This window comes from Humidisolicoccus flavus (assembly GCF_045689595.1).
GTDB lineage: Bacteria > Actinomycetota > Actinomycetes > Actinomycetales > Microbacteriaceae > Humidisolicoccus > Humidisolicoccus flavus.
Genome location: NZ_CP142724.1, coordinates 739,714 through 757,352, shown reverse-complemented (window position 1 = coordinate 757,352; position 17,639 = coordinate 739,714). Strand labels below are relative to the sequence as shown.

Sequence of the window (17,639 nt, the reverse complement as noted above, 5' to 3'; positions counted from 1 at the left end):
CCACCTCGCAGTGCTGCACCCGGCGCTGCAGGACGTGCGCTCTGTGACGCAAAATCTCGACCGAGATGCCAAAGCGATCGAGTCAGTGGAAGACTTGCCCTGTGTGCGCCCACGTCGAAAGCCCTGAACACGGTTCACCGCGTCGTCCAGCAGGACCGAGGGACCCCGGAGATGCCTGGGTGATCGGCGATTCGGGTGAACGGTACTGGGGCCGATACGGCGCTGCCGGCCTGCTCGCAGTCGACCCCGACCGTGGGGTTCTGCTGCAACACCGTGTCGAATGGAGTCATTTCGGCGGCACCTGGGGAATTCCGGGTGGCGCGCTCCAGCAGGGGGAGAACGCCTCCGACGCCGCGCTTCGCGAAGCACAGGAAGAAGCAGGAGTGCCCTCGGGGGTTTTGCAGCCCCGGTTCACCAGCGTGCACGATGTGCAGATCTGGTCGTATACGACGCTCGTCGCAGCGGTGATCCGCACCTTCGAACCGGTGATCTCAGACCCGGAGAGCAATGAGCTCCGTTGGGTCCCTATCGACGAGGTCGCGACGCTCCCACTCCACCCCGGCTTTGAAGCGTCCTGGGAGCGCCTGCGCCCGATGCTCACGTCGCGCGCGGTTCTGATCCTGGAAGGTCAAGCAGCGGACGTACTCGACCATTCGCGGTTCGCGGGCCGCTTCGACGGACAGCCGACGATCGCTATTCCCGCTGCAGAGTTCGGGCTCCCTGAAGCGCTCTGGTTTCCGGAGATCATTCGCACGGAAGATCAAGCCGCAAGCAACGAAGTCATCGACGCGCTGGCACGACACGAGCCTGCGCACTCGGTCGCAACACTCACAGTCACCGAACGCGCCCTCAACACGAGTGGGCACGGAAACGATGGCGCTCGCAGCGCCGCGTGGCTCACAGCGTCTCGATAGTCAGCGCGGCACCGCCACCGCAGCACTGCACAGCCGCATCACTGCACCCCAGCGTCACTGCACCCCAGCGATACAGGGCCGGATGTTTCGGCGCTCACTCGCTGTTGCGTCCGAGCAGCTTCTCAATCGCACGGCGGTCTCGTTTCGTCGGTCGTCCCGCGCCGCGATCTCGAACGCCTGCCGCGGCGGTGAATTCGCGCGGTGGTGGCGGAGGGGAGTGATCGACCCACGCTTCGGCAGCAAGCGCCGCGCCGACTCGCTTCTTGATTGGGAGTACGACCGTGAGGAGCCGGTCGAAACCGCTGATCCTCACTCGGAGTTCGTCTCCCGGCTTCACGTGCCTCGCGGGCTTCACCCGTTCGCCGTCGATGACGACGTGTCCGGCTTTGCAGGCGGTGGAGGCGGCGGAGCGAGTTTTGTACACGCGGACAGCCCACAGCCAAGCATCGACGCGAACGGTTCCCTCAGCCATGGTTCGAGTCTTGCACGAGCGGAGCGACCGGGTGTTCCTCGCAACTGCGGCAACGCGGACTGCTACGTTCGACAGCATCACGAACCGCTCGTCGTTCCCGAGTCAGGGAACACGCGTCTCGTGCGAGAGAGCGGAAGAATCATGGCATTTCGTCCACGTGGGCACACCACACTCATCACGGGTGCGAGTTCCGGACTCGGCGCCGAGTTCGCCCGCGTCTTTGCGGCACGGGGATCGAATCTGGTTCTCGTCGCGCGTCGTTTGGGACGCCTCGACGAACTTGCTGCAGAGATTCGCGCAGAGCATGACGTCACGGTGCTGGTGATCGCGATGGATCTCGCCCGCCCGGAGGCAGGCGACGCACTCAAGGCACGTCTCGATGCAGAGTCGGTCACGATCGACACGCTCATCAACAACGCTGGTTTCGGAACGATCGACCGGTTCGTCAATGAGGACCGCAAGCGTTTGGCAGAAGAACTGCAGCTCAACGTTGCGACGCTGGTCGACCTCACGCACATTTTCCTGCCGGAGATCGTCCGAGCAGGGCGGGGTGCGGTCGTCAATCTCGCGAGCACCGCGGCCTACCAGCCGAACCCGACCATGGCGGTCTACGGGGCGTCGAAGAGTTTCGTCTTGAACTTCACCATTGCACTGGCACTTGAAATGCAGCAGAGCTCGGTCAAGATCCTGGCGCTGAGCCCCGGGCCCACGCAGACCGAGTTCTTTGCAGTCGCCAAGACGAATCTTGCGGTGTCACAGCAAACTCCGCAGCAGGTCATCGCGGTCGCCATGCGGGCGCTCGATGCTCGAAACACGCCGAGTCATGTCGTTGCAGGTCGCAGCAACTCGTTCAGCGCCGCGGTTGTCGGGCTGCTCCCGAAGCCGTTCGCCGCGAGAATCGCAGGCAACATGCTCACTGGCCGTCGCGTGTAGAGCAGCGTTACACGGCCCCGCCGCCACCGCTTCCGCCCTGATCCCAGATGTTCGGCGGTTCTGGCTTCCGGAGCCGGTCCTGCGGCCCGAAGACGTCGGTGAAGAGCCGGATGAGATAGATGACGATCGCGGTGACCAGGATCAGGCCGAAGGAGCCGAACAGCAGAATCATCCACCAATGTGACGCGGCGTTCTGGAAAAATCCACCCATAGTTCGAGCATAGGAATGAACGCCCGAGCTGTCACGGGTTCTCAGCGATCGTTACAAAGCAGTGCCTGGACGATCGGGGAGGCCGCAAGGATCGGCTCGAACAACTGCGCTGCGTGCTTCACCCGCCGAGTGCACCCTGGATTGCGGTTGCCGCGTCGTTGATCGCTCGGGGCGGGTGCATCCCGTCGAAGAAGAACAGCGGGATGTTCAAGCGATTCGCGAACTCCAACGCTGCGTCGTCGAACCCAGTGCGCGAGAACGCCGCGACGCTCAGTTCTTGCGCGTGACCCTGTGTATGAAACGCCTTCAGCAGCGATTCCGAGATGCGCTCATCGCTGTCGTAGGCACGCACGAGCCAATCTCCCGCGCTGACTTCCGAATAGTGCTCGCGGTAGTTCTGGGTCGCGGCAGTGATCGCGTGCGCGTTGCCAGCGAACAACTGCCCGGCCCACTGCATCGCCTGTGCTCCGTAGGCGCCTGCCTGTACAGAGTCGGGTGCTTGGTATGGGCTCTGAGCCGGCGGGACGCTTCCGGTGGGGAAGGGGTGCTGGGGCATCGGGGATCGACCTGCATTCGATGCGGCCGAGTTGCGCCGCAGCAGGAAAATCATGAGCACGACGAAACCGCCGGCCATGAGCAGCACGAGGAGCGATCCGCCGAGGAGGAGAAGAATCGCGAGGATCGAGAAGGAACCGCTCATCGCTCCAACTTACGTCTCGTCCGAGAGCAAAGTCCAGCAGGCCTCACACTGTGCTCGGTGCGGCGTCTGGTGTCGTCGAGATCGTCGCGGAGGCGCCGAGTGGTTCAGCGTTCGGCGCCGATTGCGCGGTGGCCACCGGAGTACGCGTTTCGTCGATGCTGCTCGCCCGGACCTGCACTCGAACGTGCACTTCCGGGTGCATCGTGCGAACCGTCGCTGTGATGGTGTCGGCAACCCGACGCAGTGTCGCCGGGAGCGGGTTCGTCGCGCGGCCCCCGAGCGAAACGGTGACGAGGAGCCCCATCGCTGCCGCGTCGAATTTCACCTGCACTCGTGGTTCCGGGATCGAGGCCGCGGTGCCGATCCTCGCCCGTTCAGCGATGCGCGCCGCAACCGAGTGATGAACGGGCAGATACAGTTCGGAGACTGCGGGATCTTCAGCGATGCGCTCTGCGAGGAGTTCGGCAATCACCTGTTCGTTGATCATTTCGCGGCACCCTTCGTCTGTGCAGCAACGTGGATATCGGTAATTCGCACGTCGACCGCCGCAATCGCGAGCTCAGCATGGGTCATGAGTGCTGTTGTGATCGCGGTGCGCAAGGCCTCTGCGAGTTGTGGGAGTGCAGTGTTTGCGAACGCGGTGACGGAGACCGTGACCGTGATCGGCGCGCCGAGCGTCGTGAGGTCCCCCTCGAACTCTGTTTTCTCGATGATCGCGCCCTCGACCGAATCGCCGGCGGCACGGATGAGGCCACGCACAGTGCCTTCCATCACGCTGAGTTCGACCTCGGGGTCTTCGTGGGCGATCGGGATCGCACGGCCTGCACGCACCTCACGTGAAATGCCCTGCAGGATGCCGTCGAACCAGGATTCGGGAGCAGGGTTCTCGTCGCGATCCGCTGCCATCAGCTGATCGGACAGTTCGTGCAGTCGCTCGAGCCGAACGAGCGCACGGCGGCACTCGGCGCTGTGCTCGATCTCCTCGTTGTAGGGGGTGCGACCGTTGTCGAGGTATTCCGACAACTCCTCGAGGCTGAAGCCGTCGATCAGCTGGTCGTCGTTCGACGCGGCGATCTCCTCGGTCACCTCGCTGGCGGGGGCATCGTCGGGCAACGGGGTTGCCGTCTTCGGCGCCATCGGATCGTGTTCGTTTGGAGGCTCAAAGGTCATGACCACTCCTCCATTCCTGATAGCAAGGCTTGTCGTGCTCGGGCGAGGGCGCCGCGCACCGTGGCGGCTGGGACATCGAGTTCATCGGCGATCTCTTGATAGGAGTACCCACCGACCTCTTTCAGTATCCAGCATTGTCGCTGGACCTCGGGGAGGTGCGTGAGGACTTCTGCGACTGCACTCAGTTGCGAACGCACGACCGCCTGGTGCTCGGGATCAGCGCGCGAGCCGGCGGGAGCGTCCCAGTCGGAGATGTCGCTCTCCTGACGTCGGGCGCGAATCCGGTCGATCGATTTGCGGCTGACGATTCGCATCAGCCATGCCTTGGCGGCAGCGGGGTCCTGAATGTTGTCGAGGCTGTTCCACGCGGTGATGAACGCATCCTGAACGACGTCATCAGCGTCGGCACCGGAACCGGTCAGTCGCCGCGCATAGGCGCGCATGAGATTCGCATGCCGGCGAAGGAGGATTTCGAAGGCGCGGATGTCACCGTCTGATGCTCGACCGACCAGCAGCGCATCGGTGGCATCGACCAGTTCGCGACCAGCCATTTGGTTCCTCCGAACTACCGGATTTCAACCTCTTTGAAAAAAAGTCGAAAAAAGTTCGAGAACTTTGTGACGATTTGCTCGCTCACTCCGTCTCATTAGTAACAGTAGATCACCTCGACAAGCGCAACGGTCAACCCGACCAGCGAATCGCAGTCGAAAACGAAGAGAAAGAGACAAGAGCAATGGCTTCTCCACAAAGTGCAGCAACCCCACGAGTCAACGCAGCCGCGCAGCAGAACACTGCTGGTGTCGTCAATGGCAAGACCGTCATTGAAGACGCGGTTGTTGCAAAGGTCGCCGGAATCGCAGTTCGTGAAATCCCAGGAGTATTCGCCCTCGGTGGCGGCGTCGCTCGGATGATCGGCTCGGTTCGCGACGCAGTGGGCAACACCGACCTCACGCAGGGTGTTGCAGTTGAGGTCGGCGAGACCCAGGTCGCAGCAGACATCTCCGTCGTGGCAGAGTACCCGGTCGCACTCCAGGACCTCAGCAACAAGATCCGCACCGCAGTCGCCCGTGCGATCACCGAACTCGTCGGCATGGAGATCTCAGAGGTGAACGTCACCATCAGCGACGTCCACGTTGCTTCTGAAGAGGACAACCGCCCTGAAGCAGAGGCACGAGTCCAGTGAGCCACACACGCGTCGGAATGTTTGTCGGTGCAACCCTCGCGTTGACCTGGATCATCTTCGGATTCTGGGCATTCGTGTTCGTTGCGGTCGCAATGGCACTCGGAGCGGGAGTCGCTCGAATCATCGACGGCAAACTCGATCTCCGGGCTCTCGGTGACGCCCTTCGTGGGCGCCGATCATCGTGACCTCCACCGTTCGTGACGATTCAGTCGCTCCGGCGCAGCGGACGGACCTGGCCGAGCACGGCCAGGTCCCGGGCCGCACCCGAATCGCACGAAAGGCTCTTGAGCACGTCGCACTGGCGGCATCGGCACATGCGCTCGGGGCTCCCTCCGGCAAAGTCTCGGTCTCTATCGACGATGTCGGCGGACTCCTCGGCATTGCCGTCGCGGCACCGTTGACGCTCGCGAGCACCCGCCCTGGAACCGGATCCTCGATCCTTGATCGTTCTGAGGCAGCCAGGGTGAAGATCTCGGAGGACGTCGCCTCGCTCACCGGCTATGAGGTCGGCAAGGTGCTCCTCGAGATCACCTCGATCTCCGTTCGACCAGAAAGGAAAGTGCAATGAGCTCGCCGACCGTGACGAAGCGATTCATTCGCCGAGAACTGCACTCGAGCCGCTCGGCAGCGGTCAGCGTGCTGCTCGGTCTCACTGCGGTCGTGCTGCTCTGGATCGGCCTGGAGATCGTCCTCCGACTCATGAACTTCGACCCGCTCCTCATCGCTCCTGCAGCGCTCCTGGCCTTCATCACGGCTCCTGCAGTCGCGTGGGCGCCGCTGATCGGGTTCGGGCTCATCGTGCTTGGCATCATCGCCATCGTGCTCGGGTTCGCGCCGGGGCGAAAAGGCAAGCATCTTCGTGCCTCCGACACCGGAACGATGCTCGTCGACGATCGATTGATCGCGGCGGCCATCAGTGAACGCGTCGCGAACGAGGTGGGAACCAGCCGTGAACACGTCCGCACGAGCGTCGGTCGCCGGAGCGCCGAGATCATCGTCACTCCGGTGTCGGGAATCCGGGTCGACCGGGAGCACCTGCAGCGCGCCGTCGATCAAGAGATCTCGAGTTATCAATTGGAGCCGTCGCTTTCCGCACGGATCCGTCTGTCACAGAAGGGAACGGTCGGAGCATGAGAAACACACCGCGTTTGCTCAACCGATTGAGCCTGATCGTCCTCGGACTCGTGCTCCTTGCCTTCGGCCTCGTCATTGCGGTCGTGCCGCTCCTCGTTGCGGCCTCCATACCGCTGTTCGCGGCGGTCCCGGGGTTCATCGAGCAGGTCACGGCTTCGACGGGCGAGGTGCTGCAAGCGACGCAGGTCGCAGACACTGGTCACTCGTGGATCACCATGGCAGTACTCGGCCTCATCATCCTCGCTGTCATCTTCATCATCGTGCTGCTGAGTCGCCAGGGCGGCGGTTCGACGCGCAGGATCGCCGAACTCGCTGCTCCCTCGCAGAACGTTGTCTCCGGTGCGGTTCGCGTCCAGAACGGCGTCGCCGAGGATCTGCTCGAGCACATGCTGCGAGAGCGGGAACGCTCGTTCGTCTCGGTCAGCGTGCATGCCTACGAGCGTCGCTCAGACACCGTGCTCAAGATCACGACCACCGCTCGGAAGGGAGCCTCACCAGCCCGCGTCGCAAGCGCGGTCGACGAGGCAGTGCAGGATTTCCAATCCCTGCTCGGCACGGAGCTCCCCGCCGTGATCGAGATCACGAGCAGCTTCCGTCGTGAGACCTCGAAGGTCGCGTAGTACTTCGCCTACAAGGTCGCCCGTTCACAAGTTCACCCGTTCATCCACAACATCATCACTGAAAGAGAGGCTCATCATGAGTGCATCAGACAAGATCCAGAACGCAGCAAACGACATCGTCGGAAAGGCGAAAGAGGCCTTTGGATCAGCAACAGACAATGAGGAAGTTCGACGAGAAGGACAGCAAGATCAAGCAAAAGCAAATCTCGGAAAAGCAGCTGAGAACGTCAAGGACGTTTTCAAGTAGGAACGCTTCCGCGCCGCACCTCGGTGTGAACCGTCAGCTGACGGGTCTCGCGCATACGGGCAGTTGATTCCAGATGTCATTCGCAGTGTTTATTCTCGTCGGACTACTCCTCGGGGTCATTGCAAAGCTGATGATCCCGGGTCGACGTCGCGGCGGTTGGATCGCCCCGATCCTGCTCGGCATCGTGGGGGCGCTGCTGGGAGGTTGGTTCGGGAGCGCTGTCTTCGCGGTCGACCTGGAGCAGCTCTTCGCGATCGAGACCTGGACCTTCGCGATCGGTGGCGCGGTGATCGCGCTGCTGATCTGGGTCGGAATCTTCGGAAGAACCAAATCTTCTTAGGCCTCGGGCTCCGTCATTGACGCGGCAGAAGCAAGCACCGGCGAGAGGTTTTCTCTCGCCGGTGCTTTTTCGTCGCGATATTGGCCGAAATGTACCCCGACCGTGCCGTAGGTTTTGATCAATGGCAAAGTGAGGAGGCTCCCAGTTGGGGTGACAAACTCCTTTGCCAGATCATGTCGCAGTACTGAAGTGGAACACCGTGATCACAAATTCCCCCCGTCGTGGAACTGCAATGCCCGTTTCGGCGCAAGTTCGAGTTCGGCTCGCACTCCTCGTCGCGCTCCTTGCGTTGCTCGGAACGGCGCTCATCGTTGCGGTGCAGTGGGTCGTCGTTCGGATCTGGACCTCCGACCCCAATAGTGATCGTTGGACCGATGGTGCGACAGTGACCGTGATCTCGACTGCGCCCGACTATCTCTTGAACTTCGAGGTGCTGAGCATTCTTCCGACGGAGATGATGCAAACCCTCGTGCTCGCCTCGGTCGCGACCGGTATCGTCTATGCCGCGGTCGCAACCCTCGTGGTGTTGAAGGTTGCACGATCAACCCTGGGCCAGGTGGATCGCATCGTGACCGTCCTCGACGAGGGCTCGCTCCTCCAGCTGGAGGCTCGGGTCCAGCCAAAACACTCGCGCACGCCGGTTGCGAGAATCGGCGCCAGTGTCGACGCGTTCCACGATCGTCTCGACGACTCGCTGTCGACGATGCAGCACGTCGCCGCCACGATCGCAGACGAAATGCTCGTCGGGCTCGACCAGGTTGCAGAGAGTCTCGACACCGCGCCCTACGAGGTCGAATCGGGCGAATCCCCGAAAATCGGGGTCCTCCTGGAAGCACAGGTGAAGAACGCGAAGCTGATCGCCCGCTCGCGCGCCCTGATGTCGTTGATGACGCTCCGACCGGAGTCCGCCGACACCCCGGTGCCAGATGTGGAGACCATCGACCTCGTTCCCAAGTTGCGGCGTGCACAGGCCGCACAGCATCGCACGACCGCGGGCTCTGGGGTCAAGGTGTACATCGGTGGCGCGTCGGTTGCTGAAGCCTCCGTCAACCGGGTTCTTGCAGACCTTGCGCTGCGAGTCATGATGCGTCACGGGGTTCGATGCAGCGACCCCGAGGGGGACCTCTGGTTCCAAGTTCGGCGAGAGTACGAGTCGGTAGAAATCTCGCTGACCCACAGCGAAGCACGGGCACCCTACGGAAAGTCGGAGGACCCGTTCCGAGTAACGCCGGATCTCGCGTTGATCCGCATGATCGCTCAGCGAAGCGGGGGGAGTTTCGCCTTGAAATCGCAGAAGGCCAACAGTGCCATGCTCGTGTTGAGCCTTCCCGCGACACCCGTTGGTACGGCGGTTCCTGCCGTTCACGGAGCCGAGGAATCGAAGCCCATCGAGTAGGTGCGTGCGAGCAAGCGAGCTGCGCCGCCACGAAGCGCAGTGCGGATCAGGGTGTGTTTCAGGCGCGCACTCACCTCCCCGGTTGGTCGACCGAGCTTCGTATTGACGTCAGCGATCCGCGCAGCCGTGTGCGCAGAGCGAAGGCGACTTCGTTCCCAGCGCTGCAGTTCTGAACGTTCCTCCGGACGCGCGATCCACCGAGCGAGCACAGGCGCGAGCGAGGCGGCGTCGAGGAGCCCGAGGTTCATTCCCTGCCCACCGATCGGGCTCACCTCGTGCGCGGTGTCTCCGATCAGCACCACGCTGCCGCGTTGCAGCCATGGGGCGATCCCTTTTCGAATTCCGAACCCTGAGGCTTGCTCCGGGGTCACGGAGGCATGTGCGCTGCCACCACGTTCGCGAACGATCGAGGTCAACCGCTCTCGCGCCGCCTCGGAATCATGGGCAGCCTTCGGGCGGCGCTCTGCGTGATCCCAGGCCACGAGTCGCCGTCCGCTCGGAAGCGGAAAGGATTCGAGGATTCCCGACTGGTCAAGGTAGAGCACGGCGCAGTCGCTCCAGTCTGGGGCGTCGACGCTCGTCATATCGCCGCCGAGCTGCTTATGCGGAACATCCGCCATGAGGTATCGGTCCGGATACGAGGTCGTGTGCAGTGTGCGTCGGAACAGCAGATCGCGCGCTCGCGTTCCACCCGCCACGACGACCAGCTGCGCATTGAGCTCGTGTTCACCATGCTCGGCTGCGATCATGACGCGGCACCGAGGCGGTCCGTGCCGAAGTGGAGCTCGCGCACCGGTGTCGATCACCCGCACCGCTCGGTGTCCATAGAGCACGGGACCGGCGAGCGTTCGCAGCGCCGCTTCGGTGCGGTGCTGGGGGAGCGCCGCGACGAAGGGAAATCGAAGTTCCGGTCGAGCGAAGTCGATCGACCCGAGCACTGTGTCACCGACACGTGCCTCGCCTCGGCGAATGCGCACGGCGTCACCGAGAATGCGTTCGGTGACACCGAATCGTTCGAGCGCTTCCAGCGATGGAGGGTGAATACCGATCGCCTTCGAGCCCGCTCCGGGAGTCTCCTCGGATTCGAGCACGACACAGTCGACTCCGAGCCCCGTGAGTGCGGTGCTGAGCGTCAGTCCGACTGGGCCCGCTCCGATGATGATGACGTCAGTGTCCATGCCCGTATTTCGCCAGAAGCCGGAACGGAGCCGGTCGGTGCGTCGTCCAGCCCGCCGGGAGCGTGGCGTGCAACTCGCCCGCGGTGTAGCTCCGGCGGATGGAGCGAAGTCCGTCGACACGGATGAACGTTCCTGCTGCAAGGGGGAGGCTACCGAGCGAGAAGCCCGCGTACGCGATCGGTCCGCGTTCGATATCGGCGTGCAGTGCGACGCCGCGGGTCAGCGCAGCAGAATCACGGAGGAGCAGCTGCAGTTCCTCGTTCGACAAGTGGTGCAGGAGATGATTCGAGACCACGACATCGAAGTGTTCGCCGCGCGCGACCAGTTCGCTGGAGTGCGTTCGTTCGAAAGTCACCTCAGCGACCGAAGGATGTGCCCTGGCGACTTCGATCGCGGTCGGTTCTGGATCGATGCCGAGCCCCGAAACATCGAAGCCGTCTCGGCGCGCCCGGGCGATCAGTGTTCGCAGGACATCGCCGCCGCCGCAGCCGATATCGAGAATCCGTGCCGGTCCGCTCCTCGCTTCGAGGACCGGCCTGAGGTGCCGGCGATACACGGTGCCCCAGGCGGAGACTGCGGCGTTGACGATCCCGAACCGTTCGAGCGTTCTTCGAAGTCTGAGGGGGTCGGCATCGGGAGCATCCATGAGCTCCCGAAGGGCGACATCGCGTTGTCGGAGGTTCACGCGGCAGACACTGTGGCGGCGTCGGAGTTCGCGCTCGCGCCGTGCTCCGCGGAGTCGTGCATCCCCTCTTCGATCGGGACGACGAGATCGGAAATCGCCACGGCCCCCACCTTCGTGAACCGAGCCTGCTCGACCGTGAGTCCAGGGCCGAACGCGAGACCAGCGATTCGGCTGCCGTCGACAAGGGATTCATCCACGAGGAGGCGGCGCAGGATGAACATGATCGTCGCGCTCGACATGTTGCCGTAATCACGCAGCACTGCACGCGAGTCGTCGAGCGCAGATTCGTCGAGATCGAGACCGGCCTCGACCCGGTCGAGAATGCTCTTCCCGCCGGGGTGTACTGCCCAGGCGTCGATGTTCGCGGGATCGAGGAATCCTTCGATCGCTCCGATGATCTCACGGCCGATGATCCGGGGAACCTCTGCCGTGAGCGTCATCTCGAAGCCCTCGTCACCGATGATCCAGCGCATGTCGTGTTCGCCCTGCTCGGTGATCGCGGTTGCGAAGGCGTTGAGCTCGAGTGCCGGTCGTCCTCCACGGGGTGCGGAGTCGCTGACGACTGCCGCGGAGGCGCCGTCCGCGAAGACCGCGGCGGCAACGATCTGCTCGGGATCTTCGGAGGATCGCACGTGCAGAGAGCACAGCTCGCCACAGACGACGAGAACGTGTGAACCAGGCTGAGCCGCGACGATTCGCTCCGCCGCTCGAAGCGCGGGGAACGCGGCGGCGCACCCCAGGAATCCGATGTGATAGCGCTCGACGCGAGTGCTGAGTCCGAGATCGCGCACCAGCCGGTAGTCGGGTCCGGGCGCATAGAAGCCGGTGCAGGAGGCGGTGACGACGTGCGTGATCTCGTCTGCTCGAACGCCCGACTCTTCCAGGGCGTTCCGCGCGGCCGCAGCGAACAACGGAGGAGCCTCCGCAATGTAGACGTCGTTGCGTTGCTTCGTCGTCGGATGCTGCAGCACGAAGTCCGGGCCGGTGACGAAGGTCGCGTTCTCGTTGCGATCTGCAGTGTTCGCGAGATCGGGGATCGCAGTGTGGCGGCGCTCGATCGCGGAGGCATCGAAGGCGCTGCGCACGAGTCGCTGCGCGAGGCGGCCGAGGTTTGGCTGCGCGGCGAACAAATCACGGATTGTCGATTGGTGCAGGACGTTCGTCGGGACGGCTGTACCGACCGAGAGAATCTTCGCTGTCATTGCTCTACGCAATCAGGTTTTCCAGCGAACCGCGAGTTTTTGCGGCGATTTCCTGCAAGTTCCACGCAATGTTCGCGTTCAGCGCTGCAACGCAAAAAACTGGCCCGTGCAGCGTGCACGAGCCAGTTTTTCGTCACAGTCATTCGAGATCATGCCGAATGACGCAAAGGTTCTCCGTGTCAGTGACGCGGCTTGCGGCTGGTTCCTCGGTCGGAACGGCCATCGCGGTCATTGCGTTCGAATCGTTCGCGACGGTCGTCGTTGCCGCCGCGAGCGGGGCCACGGTCGAGGCGGAGTTCGATGAGCTTGCCTGAGATCCGGGTGCCCGCGAGCTTCCGGAACACCTCGTTCGAGAGGTCAGCCGGCAACTCGACGAGCGAGAAATCAGGGCGAATCTGGATGGCGCCGAAGTCGCCTCGGTTGAGACCGCCCTCGTTGGCGAGAGCGCCGACGATCTGACGCGGCTCGACCTTGTGACGACGGCCAACCGCGAGACGGTAGGTCACGAGTGACCCTGATCCCGATCGGCTACGGCGTTCTCCACGGTCTCCACGATCTCCGCGATCTCCTCGGTCGTTCCGGTCGAAACGCTCGCGCTCTTCACGGACCGGGCGTTCGTCGCGCGGGTCGAGGAGCAGCGGGGTTTCGCCCTGCGAGACGACCGCGAGTGCTGCGGCGACATCGACCTCGGGCACGTCGTGGTTCTTGACGTAGTGGCCGATGATGTCGCGGAACTTCTCGATGCGATCCTGCTGCTGCAAGGCGCTGGTGATCGCCTCGTCGAAGCGGTTCAAACGGGTCGTGTTCACATCGTCGACGCTCGGCAGCTGCATTTGCGTGAGCGGCTGGCGCGTCGCCTTCTCGATCTGGCGGAGCAGGTGGCGCTCACGAGGGGTGACGAAGCTGATCGCGTCGCCGCTGCGGCCTGCGCGACCCGTGCGACCGATGCGGTGGACGTACGACTCGGTGTCCGTCGGGATGTCGAAGTTCACGACGTGGCTGATGCGCTCGACGTCGAGTCCACGGGCCGCAACATCGGTCGCGACGAGGATGTCGAGCTTGCCCGCCTTCAACTGGTTCACGGTCCGCTCACGCTGTGCCTGTGCAACGTCTCCGCTGATCGCGGCGGCCGCGTACCCACGAGCGCGCAGCTTCTCGGCGAGCGTCTCGGTCTCGTTCTTCGTGCGAACGAAGATGATCATCCCTTCGAAGTTCTCGACTTCGAGGATGCGAGTGAGCGCGTCGACCTTCTGCGGGTACGAGACGAGCAGGTAGCGCTGCGTCGTGTTCGCCGAGGTCGTGGTCTTGTTCTTGACCGTGATCTCTTCGGGGCTGTTGAGGTACTTCTGCGAGATACGGCGGATCTGTGCCGGCATGGTTGCGGAGAACAATGCAACCTGCTTGTCGTCCGGGGTGTCGGCGAGGATCGTCTCGACGTCTTCGGCGAAGCCCATCTTGAGCATTTCGTCGGCCTCGTCGAGCACGAGGTACTTCAACTCGGACAGGTCGAGCGTTCGCTTCTCGAGGTGGTCCATGATGCGACCGGGCGTACCGACGACGATGTGGACACCACGGCGGAGTGCAGAGAGCTGCACACCATAACCCTGGCCACCGTAGACGGGAAGCACGTGTACGCCGCGCATCCGTGCGGAGTACTTTTCGAATGCTTCGCACACCTGCAGTGCGAGCTCACGGGTCGGTGCGAGCACGAGCGCTTGCGGGCTCTTCTGTGCGACATCGAGGCGGGAAAGGATGGGGAGGGCGAAGGCGGCGGTCTTTCCGGTTCCGGTTTGTGCGAGTCCAACGACGTCGCGTCCTTCGAGCAGCACTGGAATCGTTGCTGCCTGGATGGCTGAGGGGGTTTCATATCCGACGTCGCTGAGGGCCTTGAGCACGAGCTCATCCAGACCCAGATCTGCGAACGTTGGTGACGCGGACGTCTCTGAAGAGGTGTCTGACGCGTCGGTACTTTGAGAATTCACTCCTCTACGCTACCGGGGGCTACGGTCTGACGCGGCGAAACGCTGGTGAAGTGCCTCGTTTTGCCCTCGAATTACTCGCTTTCGAGGGAAACCGATCCGCTTCCGGCGACTCGGACGGGATCAATTCGCAGACTTCTTCCCTTGCGTTCGAGACAATAGAGGTATGGCTGAAGATTCTGCAGACGCTCGCAGTGCGTCCCACGCGAGTCGTGCTGCAGATTCTTGGCTCACGATTCCGAACTGCATCACGGTGCTTCGACTGTTCCTCGTCGTGCCGATCGCGTTCATTCTGATCAGCGGCACGCAGCCGATTCTCGGCGCAGTGCTCGTCGCCATCTTCGGTGCAACGGACTGGGTCGATGGCTTCATCGCTCGCCGCACGGGCACTGTTTCGCGCGTCGGAGAGATCCTCGATCCCATCGCCGACCGTGTCGGCCTGATCGTCATCGTCCTCGTTCTCGTGCTGGTGCAAGCGGTGCCGCTCTGGATCGTCGTGACGGTCGTCGTGGTCGACATCGTCGTGGTCGTGCTGTCGGCGGTTCGTGATGGTCGCTCGAAACTCAGCGTCACCATGATCGGAAAGATCCGAACCGCTGTGCTCATGACGGGAATCGCTGCAACCGTGCTCGGGCTGATCCCTGGAATCGCGTGGGCGTTGACCCTCGGCAATATCCTCCTGACGATCGGAGCCGTGCTCCACGTCCTTGCTGCACTGAGCTACCTGCGGCAGCTGAGGTAGCGAGTTCATGGAACCGAGAACGAACGCTGGTCCTTTTCCGTGGATCGCCGATGTGCAGCAGGGGGAGTGGCTGCGCGTCCTCGAGCGAGAGCCGTTCGGCAGTTTGCTCTCGATCGTCCCGAGGGGTTACGAAGCCTACGCACGCGTCTTTCATCCACTCTCGCGGGATCGCCCCCGTGGTGTGGGTTCGTGGCACGGCGTCGACCGCGACGCCCTGTTCGCTGGAGTACAGGACATCGACTCGGTCATTGAGACCGAATCCGCCACCTGGGCCGATGCGGCGAAGTCCTTCGGTACGACGTTGCACGCCCACGCACAGTTGACTCGACTCTTCAAGCTGCACGGACCAGAGGACTGGTACGCCTCGGGAGCGGTCGCAGCGGACGGCTGGCAGTACGAACCTGCTGAGGTGGGCAGTCTGGAATCGCAATCGTTCACGCGGCTCGCCTCGGTGCTCGCACGTCACACCCGAACTCCCGACCATGGTGTTGCGGCGGTATGGGAGGGCTGGGGTGGCCTGATGAGTGCGGCTGGGTACGCCGAGATCACGCTGTTCGAGGACGGCACCACGAGCACTTCGGGAGGATGGTCCGGTGAAGGCGAGGAGCCGCCGCCGGGATCGGGGTTGCTCTCGCAAGAGATCGCGAGTGGTCCGACGCTCGCTGTGCACGGGGGCACGGGCCGCAATTACGTGCTGTTCGCTGCTGGGGCCAGCGATTTCGCCGAGGCATCCTGGCCGGAACGAGCGCCGTGGGTGCGGCGAGCGACCTCGGGGCAGTCGCCGAGCATCCTGTGGCCTGAGGACCGTTCCTGGGTGCTTGCCACTGAAATCGACTACGACTCGACGCTCATCGCCGGATCGCTCCTGCTTGTTCGCGAACTCGTCGCAGCGAGTGGAGTCGAAGTTCTGCCGATTCGTCCCGATCAGAATTTGCATGCCGATGGTGATGATGTCAATCGCCCCTCGGACGAGTTCTGATGCGGCCGCGAGTACCGCACAACCACTTATATCTCCTCAACTATTAGGTATATGCTTTAGTCATGACACGTCATGATGTAGCGGTGATCGTCGATATCGTCCGTTCGCGAGACGCGAGTGATCGGGCTGCGGCGCAGCGCGCGGTGCACGAGGCGTTCGATGCCGCGGCAGAGACAATCCCGACCGTTCGCCCGCTCTGGTCGACGGCGGGTGACGAATTCCAGGTGGTCCTTCCCTCTGTTGCAGCAGCGACCCTCACGACGACGCTCGTGCAATTTCTCCTGCCGGCGGGTGTGCGATGCCGCTTTGGAGTCGGTCTCGGCGAGATTCATTACGTCGAGTCGAATGCGGCTCGAGTGGTGCAAGACGGATCTGCCTGGTGGAGTGCGCGCGCAGCGATTGAAGAAGCCCACCATCGAGAATCGAAAGCGCAGCCGTTCCTCCGGACTTGGCTCGTCGCCGCGAATGAAGAATTCGACAGCGGGATGTCTGCGGCGGATGTCACGATGGCGAATGCTTTCTTTCTGCTGCGTGACCACATGATCGCCAAGATGGGCGAGCGAGAACGCCGCATCACGGGTCGTGCAATGCAATCAGTGCCGCAGGTCGAGATTGCCGCGCACGAACAGATCTCGCAGTCCGCGGTCTCGCAAAGTCTTCGGCGCTCGGGTGGCTCCGCGCTCATCGCAGCGCAACACGCACTCCTGGAGTCGCTGTGATCACCGCTGGAATTCTCCTCACGATCGGGATCATCGACCTCGTGCGGGCGATCGATCAACAGGCCTTGCGTCGAATCGTGCTCGTGCTTGCGCTTTTGGGCGTGCCGCTGATGCTCGCACTCGGTCTCGGGCAGCAATGGTGGAGTGCGGGCCTGGCCGCGGTCCTTGCTGCGCTGTGGTGTCTTGCGATGCCGAATAGCGAGGTCTTCGCTCGGCGTCGCGTCTGGCCTGTGGTTACCCTCGGGATCATCGTGATCGTGACGACGCTGCTCGACGCGAGCAGCGTCCCGGCGAACGGTCCTCTCGGTGTCGTCCTCACGGATGCGCTGCAGGCTGCGCAGATGCGTTTTTCAGCTGAAGTCGTCGTCGCTGTCGTCGCGAGCGCAGTGTTCTTGACGCGCTCGAGCAATCTCATCGCGAAGGCCGCGCTCGGAAGAGCCGGTCGTCACGAGCGCACCCGTACTCCCGACCGTGACGCGTCGCGGCTGCGTCTCTTCGGTCGAACCGTCGGCTCGGTCGAACCCGTCGAGCACGCGCCATCGCTTGAGGCCCCGTTGCGTGGCGGGCGTGCGATCGGCGCGCTCGAGCGCATCTTGATCGTCGGACTCGCCCTTGCCGGGCAGCCTGCATTGATCGCCGGCTTGCTCGCGGCGAAGGGGATCGTGCGGTATCCGGAGATCTCGGCAGATCGTGGTCTCGGCGCGAAGGCGGAGGAGTTCTTGATCGGGAGCCTGACGAGTTGGTCGCTCGCCGGCGCCGTCGTGGTCTACCTGTTTGCGCTGCAACTGGCGTGATTTGGACCCCCGCATGAATGCTTCTAAATCCATAAATATAA

24 protein-coding genes are annotated in these 17,639 nt (G+C 63.1%); 14 read left to right on the top strand and 10 right to left on the bottom strand.

Going from position 1 to position 17,639, the window contains the following annotated elements:
• The first annotated feature begins 101 nt into the window (after positions 1–101).
• The gene (locus tag U2H20_RS03630; RefSeq protein ID WP_430593137.1) at positions 102–914 is read left to right on the top strand and encodes an NUDIX domain-containing protein; all 813 of its coding nucleotides are present in this window, start codon (positions 102–104) and stop codon (positions 912–914) included.
• A gap of 94 nt (positions 915–1,008) precedes the next feature.
• Here the strand turns inward: U2H20_RS03630 and U2H20_RS03625 are convergent, their stop codons facing one another.
• A complete protein-coding gene (locus U2H20_RS03625; protein WP_430593136.1) occupies positions 1,009–1,386 on the bottom strand; it encodes an RNA-binding S4 domain-containing protein in 378 nt (125 codons plus the stop codon).
• Positions 1,387–1,527: 141 nt separating this feature from the next.
• Here U2H20_RS03625 and U2H20_RS03620 point away from each other — a divergent pair, with 141 nt between their 5' ends.
• Entirely contained in the window at positions 1,528–2,319 is a 792-nt protein-coding gene (locus tag U2H20_RS03620; protein WP_430593135.1) for an SDR family NAD(P)-dependent oxidoreductase, read from the top strand.
• Between the two features lie 7 nt (positions 2,320–2,326).
• Here U2H20_RS03620 and U2H20_RS03615 read toward each other — a convergent pair whose 3' ends face one another.
• The 5 genes from U2H20_RS03615 to U2H20_RS03595 all read right to left on the bottom strand — a co-directional run bounded on the left by U2H20_RS03615 (position 2,327) and on the right by U2H20_RS03595 (position 4,951).
• Positions 2,327–2,530, bottom strand: coding sequence for a hypothetical protein (locus U2H20_RS03615; protein WP_430593134.1), 204 nt, complete (start codon positions 2,528–2,530; stop codon positions 2,327–2,329).
• Between the two features lie 118 nt (positions 2,531–2,648).
• Complete coding sequence (locus tag U2H20_RS03610; protein WP_430593133.1) at positions 2,649–3,230, bottom strand: hypothetical protein; 582 nt, start codon at positions 3,228–3,230, stop codon at positions 2,649–2,651.
• A 43-nt stretch (positions 3,231–3,273) separates the two neighbouring features.
• Positions 3,274–3,717, bottom strand: a complete 444-nt coding sequence (locus U2H20_RS03605; RefSeq protein ID WP_430593132.1) for a hypothetical protein — start codon at positions 3,715–3,717, stop codon at positions 3,274–3,276.
• Positions 3,714–4,400, bottom strand: coding sequence for a hypothetical protein (locus U2H20_RS03600; protein WP_430593131.1), 687 nt, complete (start codon positions 4,398–4,400; stop codon positions 3,714–3,716). Before U2H20_RS03600 ends, U2H20_RS03605 begins: the two co-directional genes overlap by 4 nt.
• Positions 4,397–4,951 (bottom strand): RNA polymerase sigma factor, encoded by a 555-nt coding sequence (locus U2H20_RS03595; protein ID WP_430593130.1) that lies wholly within the window; start codon positions 4,949–4,951, stop codon positions 4,397–4,399. The genes U2H20_RS03600 and U2H20_RS03595 overlap by 4 nt, the downstream gene beginning before the upstream one ends.
• A 182-nt stretch (positions 4,952–5,133) precedes the next feature.
• On the opposite strand from U2H20_RS03595, the gene U2H20_RS03590 reads away from it, so the two are divergent.
• The 8 genes from U2H20_RS03590 (at position 5,134) to U2H20_RS03555 (ending at position 9,320) form a co-directional block, all read left to right on the top strand.
• Entirely contained in the window at positions 5,134–5,583 is a 450-nt protein-coding gene (locus U2H20_RS03590) for an Asp23/Gls24 family envelope stress response protein (RefSeq protein ID WP_430593129.1), read from the top strand.
• Positions 5,580–5,768: a DUF2273 domain-containing protein gene (locus tag U2H20_RS03585; protein WP_430593128.1), complete on the top strand. Its 189-nt coding sequence runs from the start codon at positions 5,580–5,582 to the stop codon at positions 5,766–5,768. Before U2H20_RS03590 ends, U2H20_RS03585 begins: the two co-directional genes overlap by 4 nt.
• The gene (locus U2H20_RS03580) at positions 5,765–6,151 is read left to right on the top strand and encodes a hypothetical protein (RefSeq protein ID WP_430593127.1); all 387 of its coding nucleotides are present in this window, start codon (positions 5,765–5,767) and stop codon (positions 6,149–6,151) included. Before U2H20_RS03585 ends, U2H20_RS03580 begins: the two co-directional genes overlap by 4 nt.
• Positions 6,148–6,717, top strand: coding sequence for a hypothetical protein (locus U2H20_RS03575; RefSeq protein ID WP_430593126.1), 570 nt, complete (start codon positions 6,148–6,150; stop codon positions 6,715–6,717). The genes U2H20_RS03580 and U2H20_RS03575 overlap by 4 nt, the downstream gene beginning before the upstream one ends.
• Positions 6,714–7,337, top strand: coding sequence for a hypothetical protein (locus U2H20_RS03570; protein ID WP_430593125.1), 624 nt, complete (start codon positions 6,714–6,716; stop codon positions 7,335–7,337). The genes U2H20_RS03575 and U2H20_RS03570 overlap by 4 nt, the downstream gene beginning before the upstream one ends.
• Before the next feature lie 76 nt (positions 7,338–7,413).
• Entirely contained in the window at positions 7,414–7,584 is a 171-nt protein-coding gene (locus U2H20_RS03565; RefSeq protein ID WP_430593124.1) for a CsbD family protein, read from the top strand.
• Positions 7,585–7,657: 73 nt separating this feature from the next.
• The gene (locus tag U2H20_RS03560) at positions 7,658–7,924 is read left to right on the top strand and encodes a GlsB/YeaQ/YmgE family stress response membrane protein (RefSeq protein ID WP_430593123.1); all 267 of its coding nucleotides are present in this window, start codon (positions 7,658–7,660) and stop codon (positions 7,922–7,924) included.
• 199 nt (positions 7,925–8,123) lie between these two features.
• Positions 8,124–9,320 (top strand): hypothetical protein, encoded by a 1,197-nt coding sequence (locus tag U2H20_RS03555; RefSeq protein ID WP_430593122.1) that lies wholly within the window; start codon positions 8,124–8,126, stop codon positions 9,318–9,320.
• Here the strand turns inward: U2H20_RS03555 and U2H20_RS03550 are convergent.
• The 4 genes from U2H20_RS03550 to U2H20_RS03535 form a co-directional block, all read right to left on the bottom strand.
• Positions 9,287–10,498 (bottom strand): FAD-dependent oxidoreductase, encoded by a 1,212-nt coding sequence (locus tag U2H20_RS03550; RefSeq protein WP_430593121.1) that lies wholly within the window; start codon positions 10,496–10,498, stop codon positions 9,287–9,289. The genes U2H20_RS03555 and U2H20_RS03550 overlap by 34 nt on opposite strands.
• Positions 10,488–11,183 carry a methyltransferase domain-containing protein gene (locus U2H20_RS03545; RefSeq protein WP_430593120.1) on the bottom strand — a complete coding sequence of 232 codons (696 nt, stop codon included), beginning with the start codon at positions 11,181–11,183 and terminating at the stop codon, positions 10,488–10,490. Before U2H20_RS03545 ends, U2H20_RS03550 begins: the two co-directional genes overlap by 11 nt.
• Positions 11,180–12,385: a type III polyketide synthase gene (locus U2H20_RS03540; RefSeq protein WP_430593119.1), complete on the bottom strand. Its 1,206-nt coding sequence runs from the start codon at positions 12,383–12,385 to the stop codon at positions 11,180–11,182. The genes U2H20_RS03545 and U2H20_RS03540 overlap by 4 nt, the downstream gene beginning before the upstream one ends.
• Before the next feature lie 179 nt (positions 12,386–12,564).
• Positions 12,565–14,367, bottom strand: a complete 1,803-nt coding sequence (locus U2H20_RS03535; RefSeq protein ID WP_430593118.1) for a DEAD/DEAH box helicase — start codon at positions 14,365–14,367, stop codon at positions 12,565–12,567.
• A gap of 163 nt (positions 14,368–14,530) precedes the next feature.
• Here U2H20_RS03535 and U2H20_RS03530 point away from each other — a divergent pair, with 163 nt between their 5' ends.
• The 4 genes from U2H20_RS03530 (at position 14,531) to U2H20_RS03515 (ending at position 17,598) form a co-directional block, all read left to right on the top strand.
• Positions 14,531–15,106, top strand: a complete 576-nt coding sequence (locus tag U2H20_RS03530) for a CDP-alcohol phosphatidyltransferase family protein (protein ID WP_430593117.1) — start codon at positions 14,531–14,533, stop codon at positions 15,104–15,106.
• A gap of 7 nt (positions 15,107–15,113) precedes the next feature.
• Positions 15,114–16,085, top strand: a complete 972-nt coding sequence (locus U2H20_RS03525; protein WP_430593116.1) for a hypothetical protein — start codon at positions 15,114–15,116, stop codon at positions 16,083–16,085.
• 62 nt (positions 16,086–16,147) lie between these two features.
• Positions 16,148–16,804, top strand: coding sequence for a SatD family protein (locus U2H20_RS03520; protein WP_430593115.1), 657 nt, complete (start codon positions 16,148–16,150; stop codon positions 16,802–16,804).
• The gene (locus U2H20_RS03515) at positions 16,801–17,598 is read left to right on the top strand and encodes a hypothetical protein (RefSeq protein WP_430593114.1); all 798 of its coding nucleotides are present in this window, start codon (positions 16,801–16,803) and stop codon (positions 17,596–17,598) included. The genes U2H20_RS03520 and U2H20_RS03515 overlap by 4 nt, the downstream gene beginning before the upstream one ends.
• Positions 17,599–17,639 lie beyond the last annotated feature (41 nt).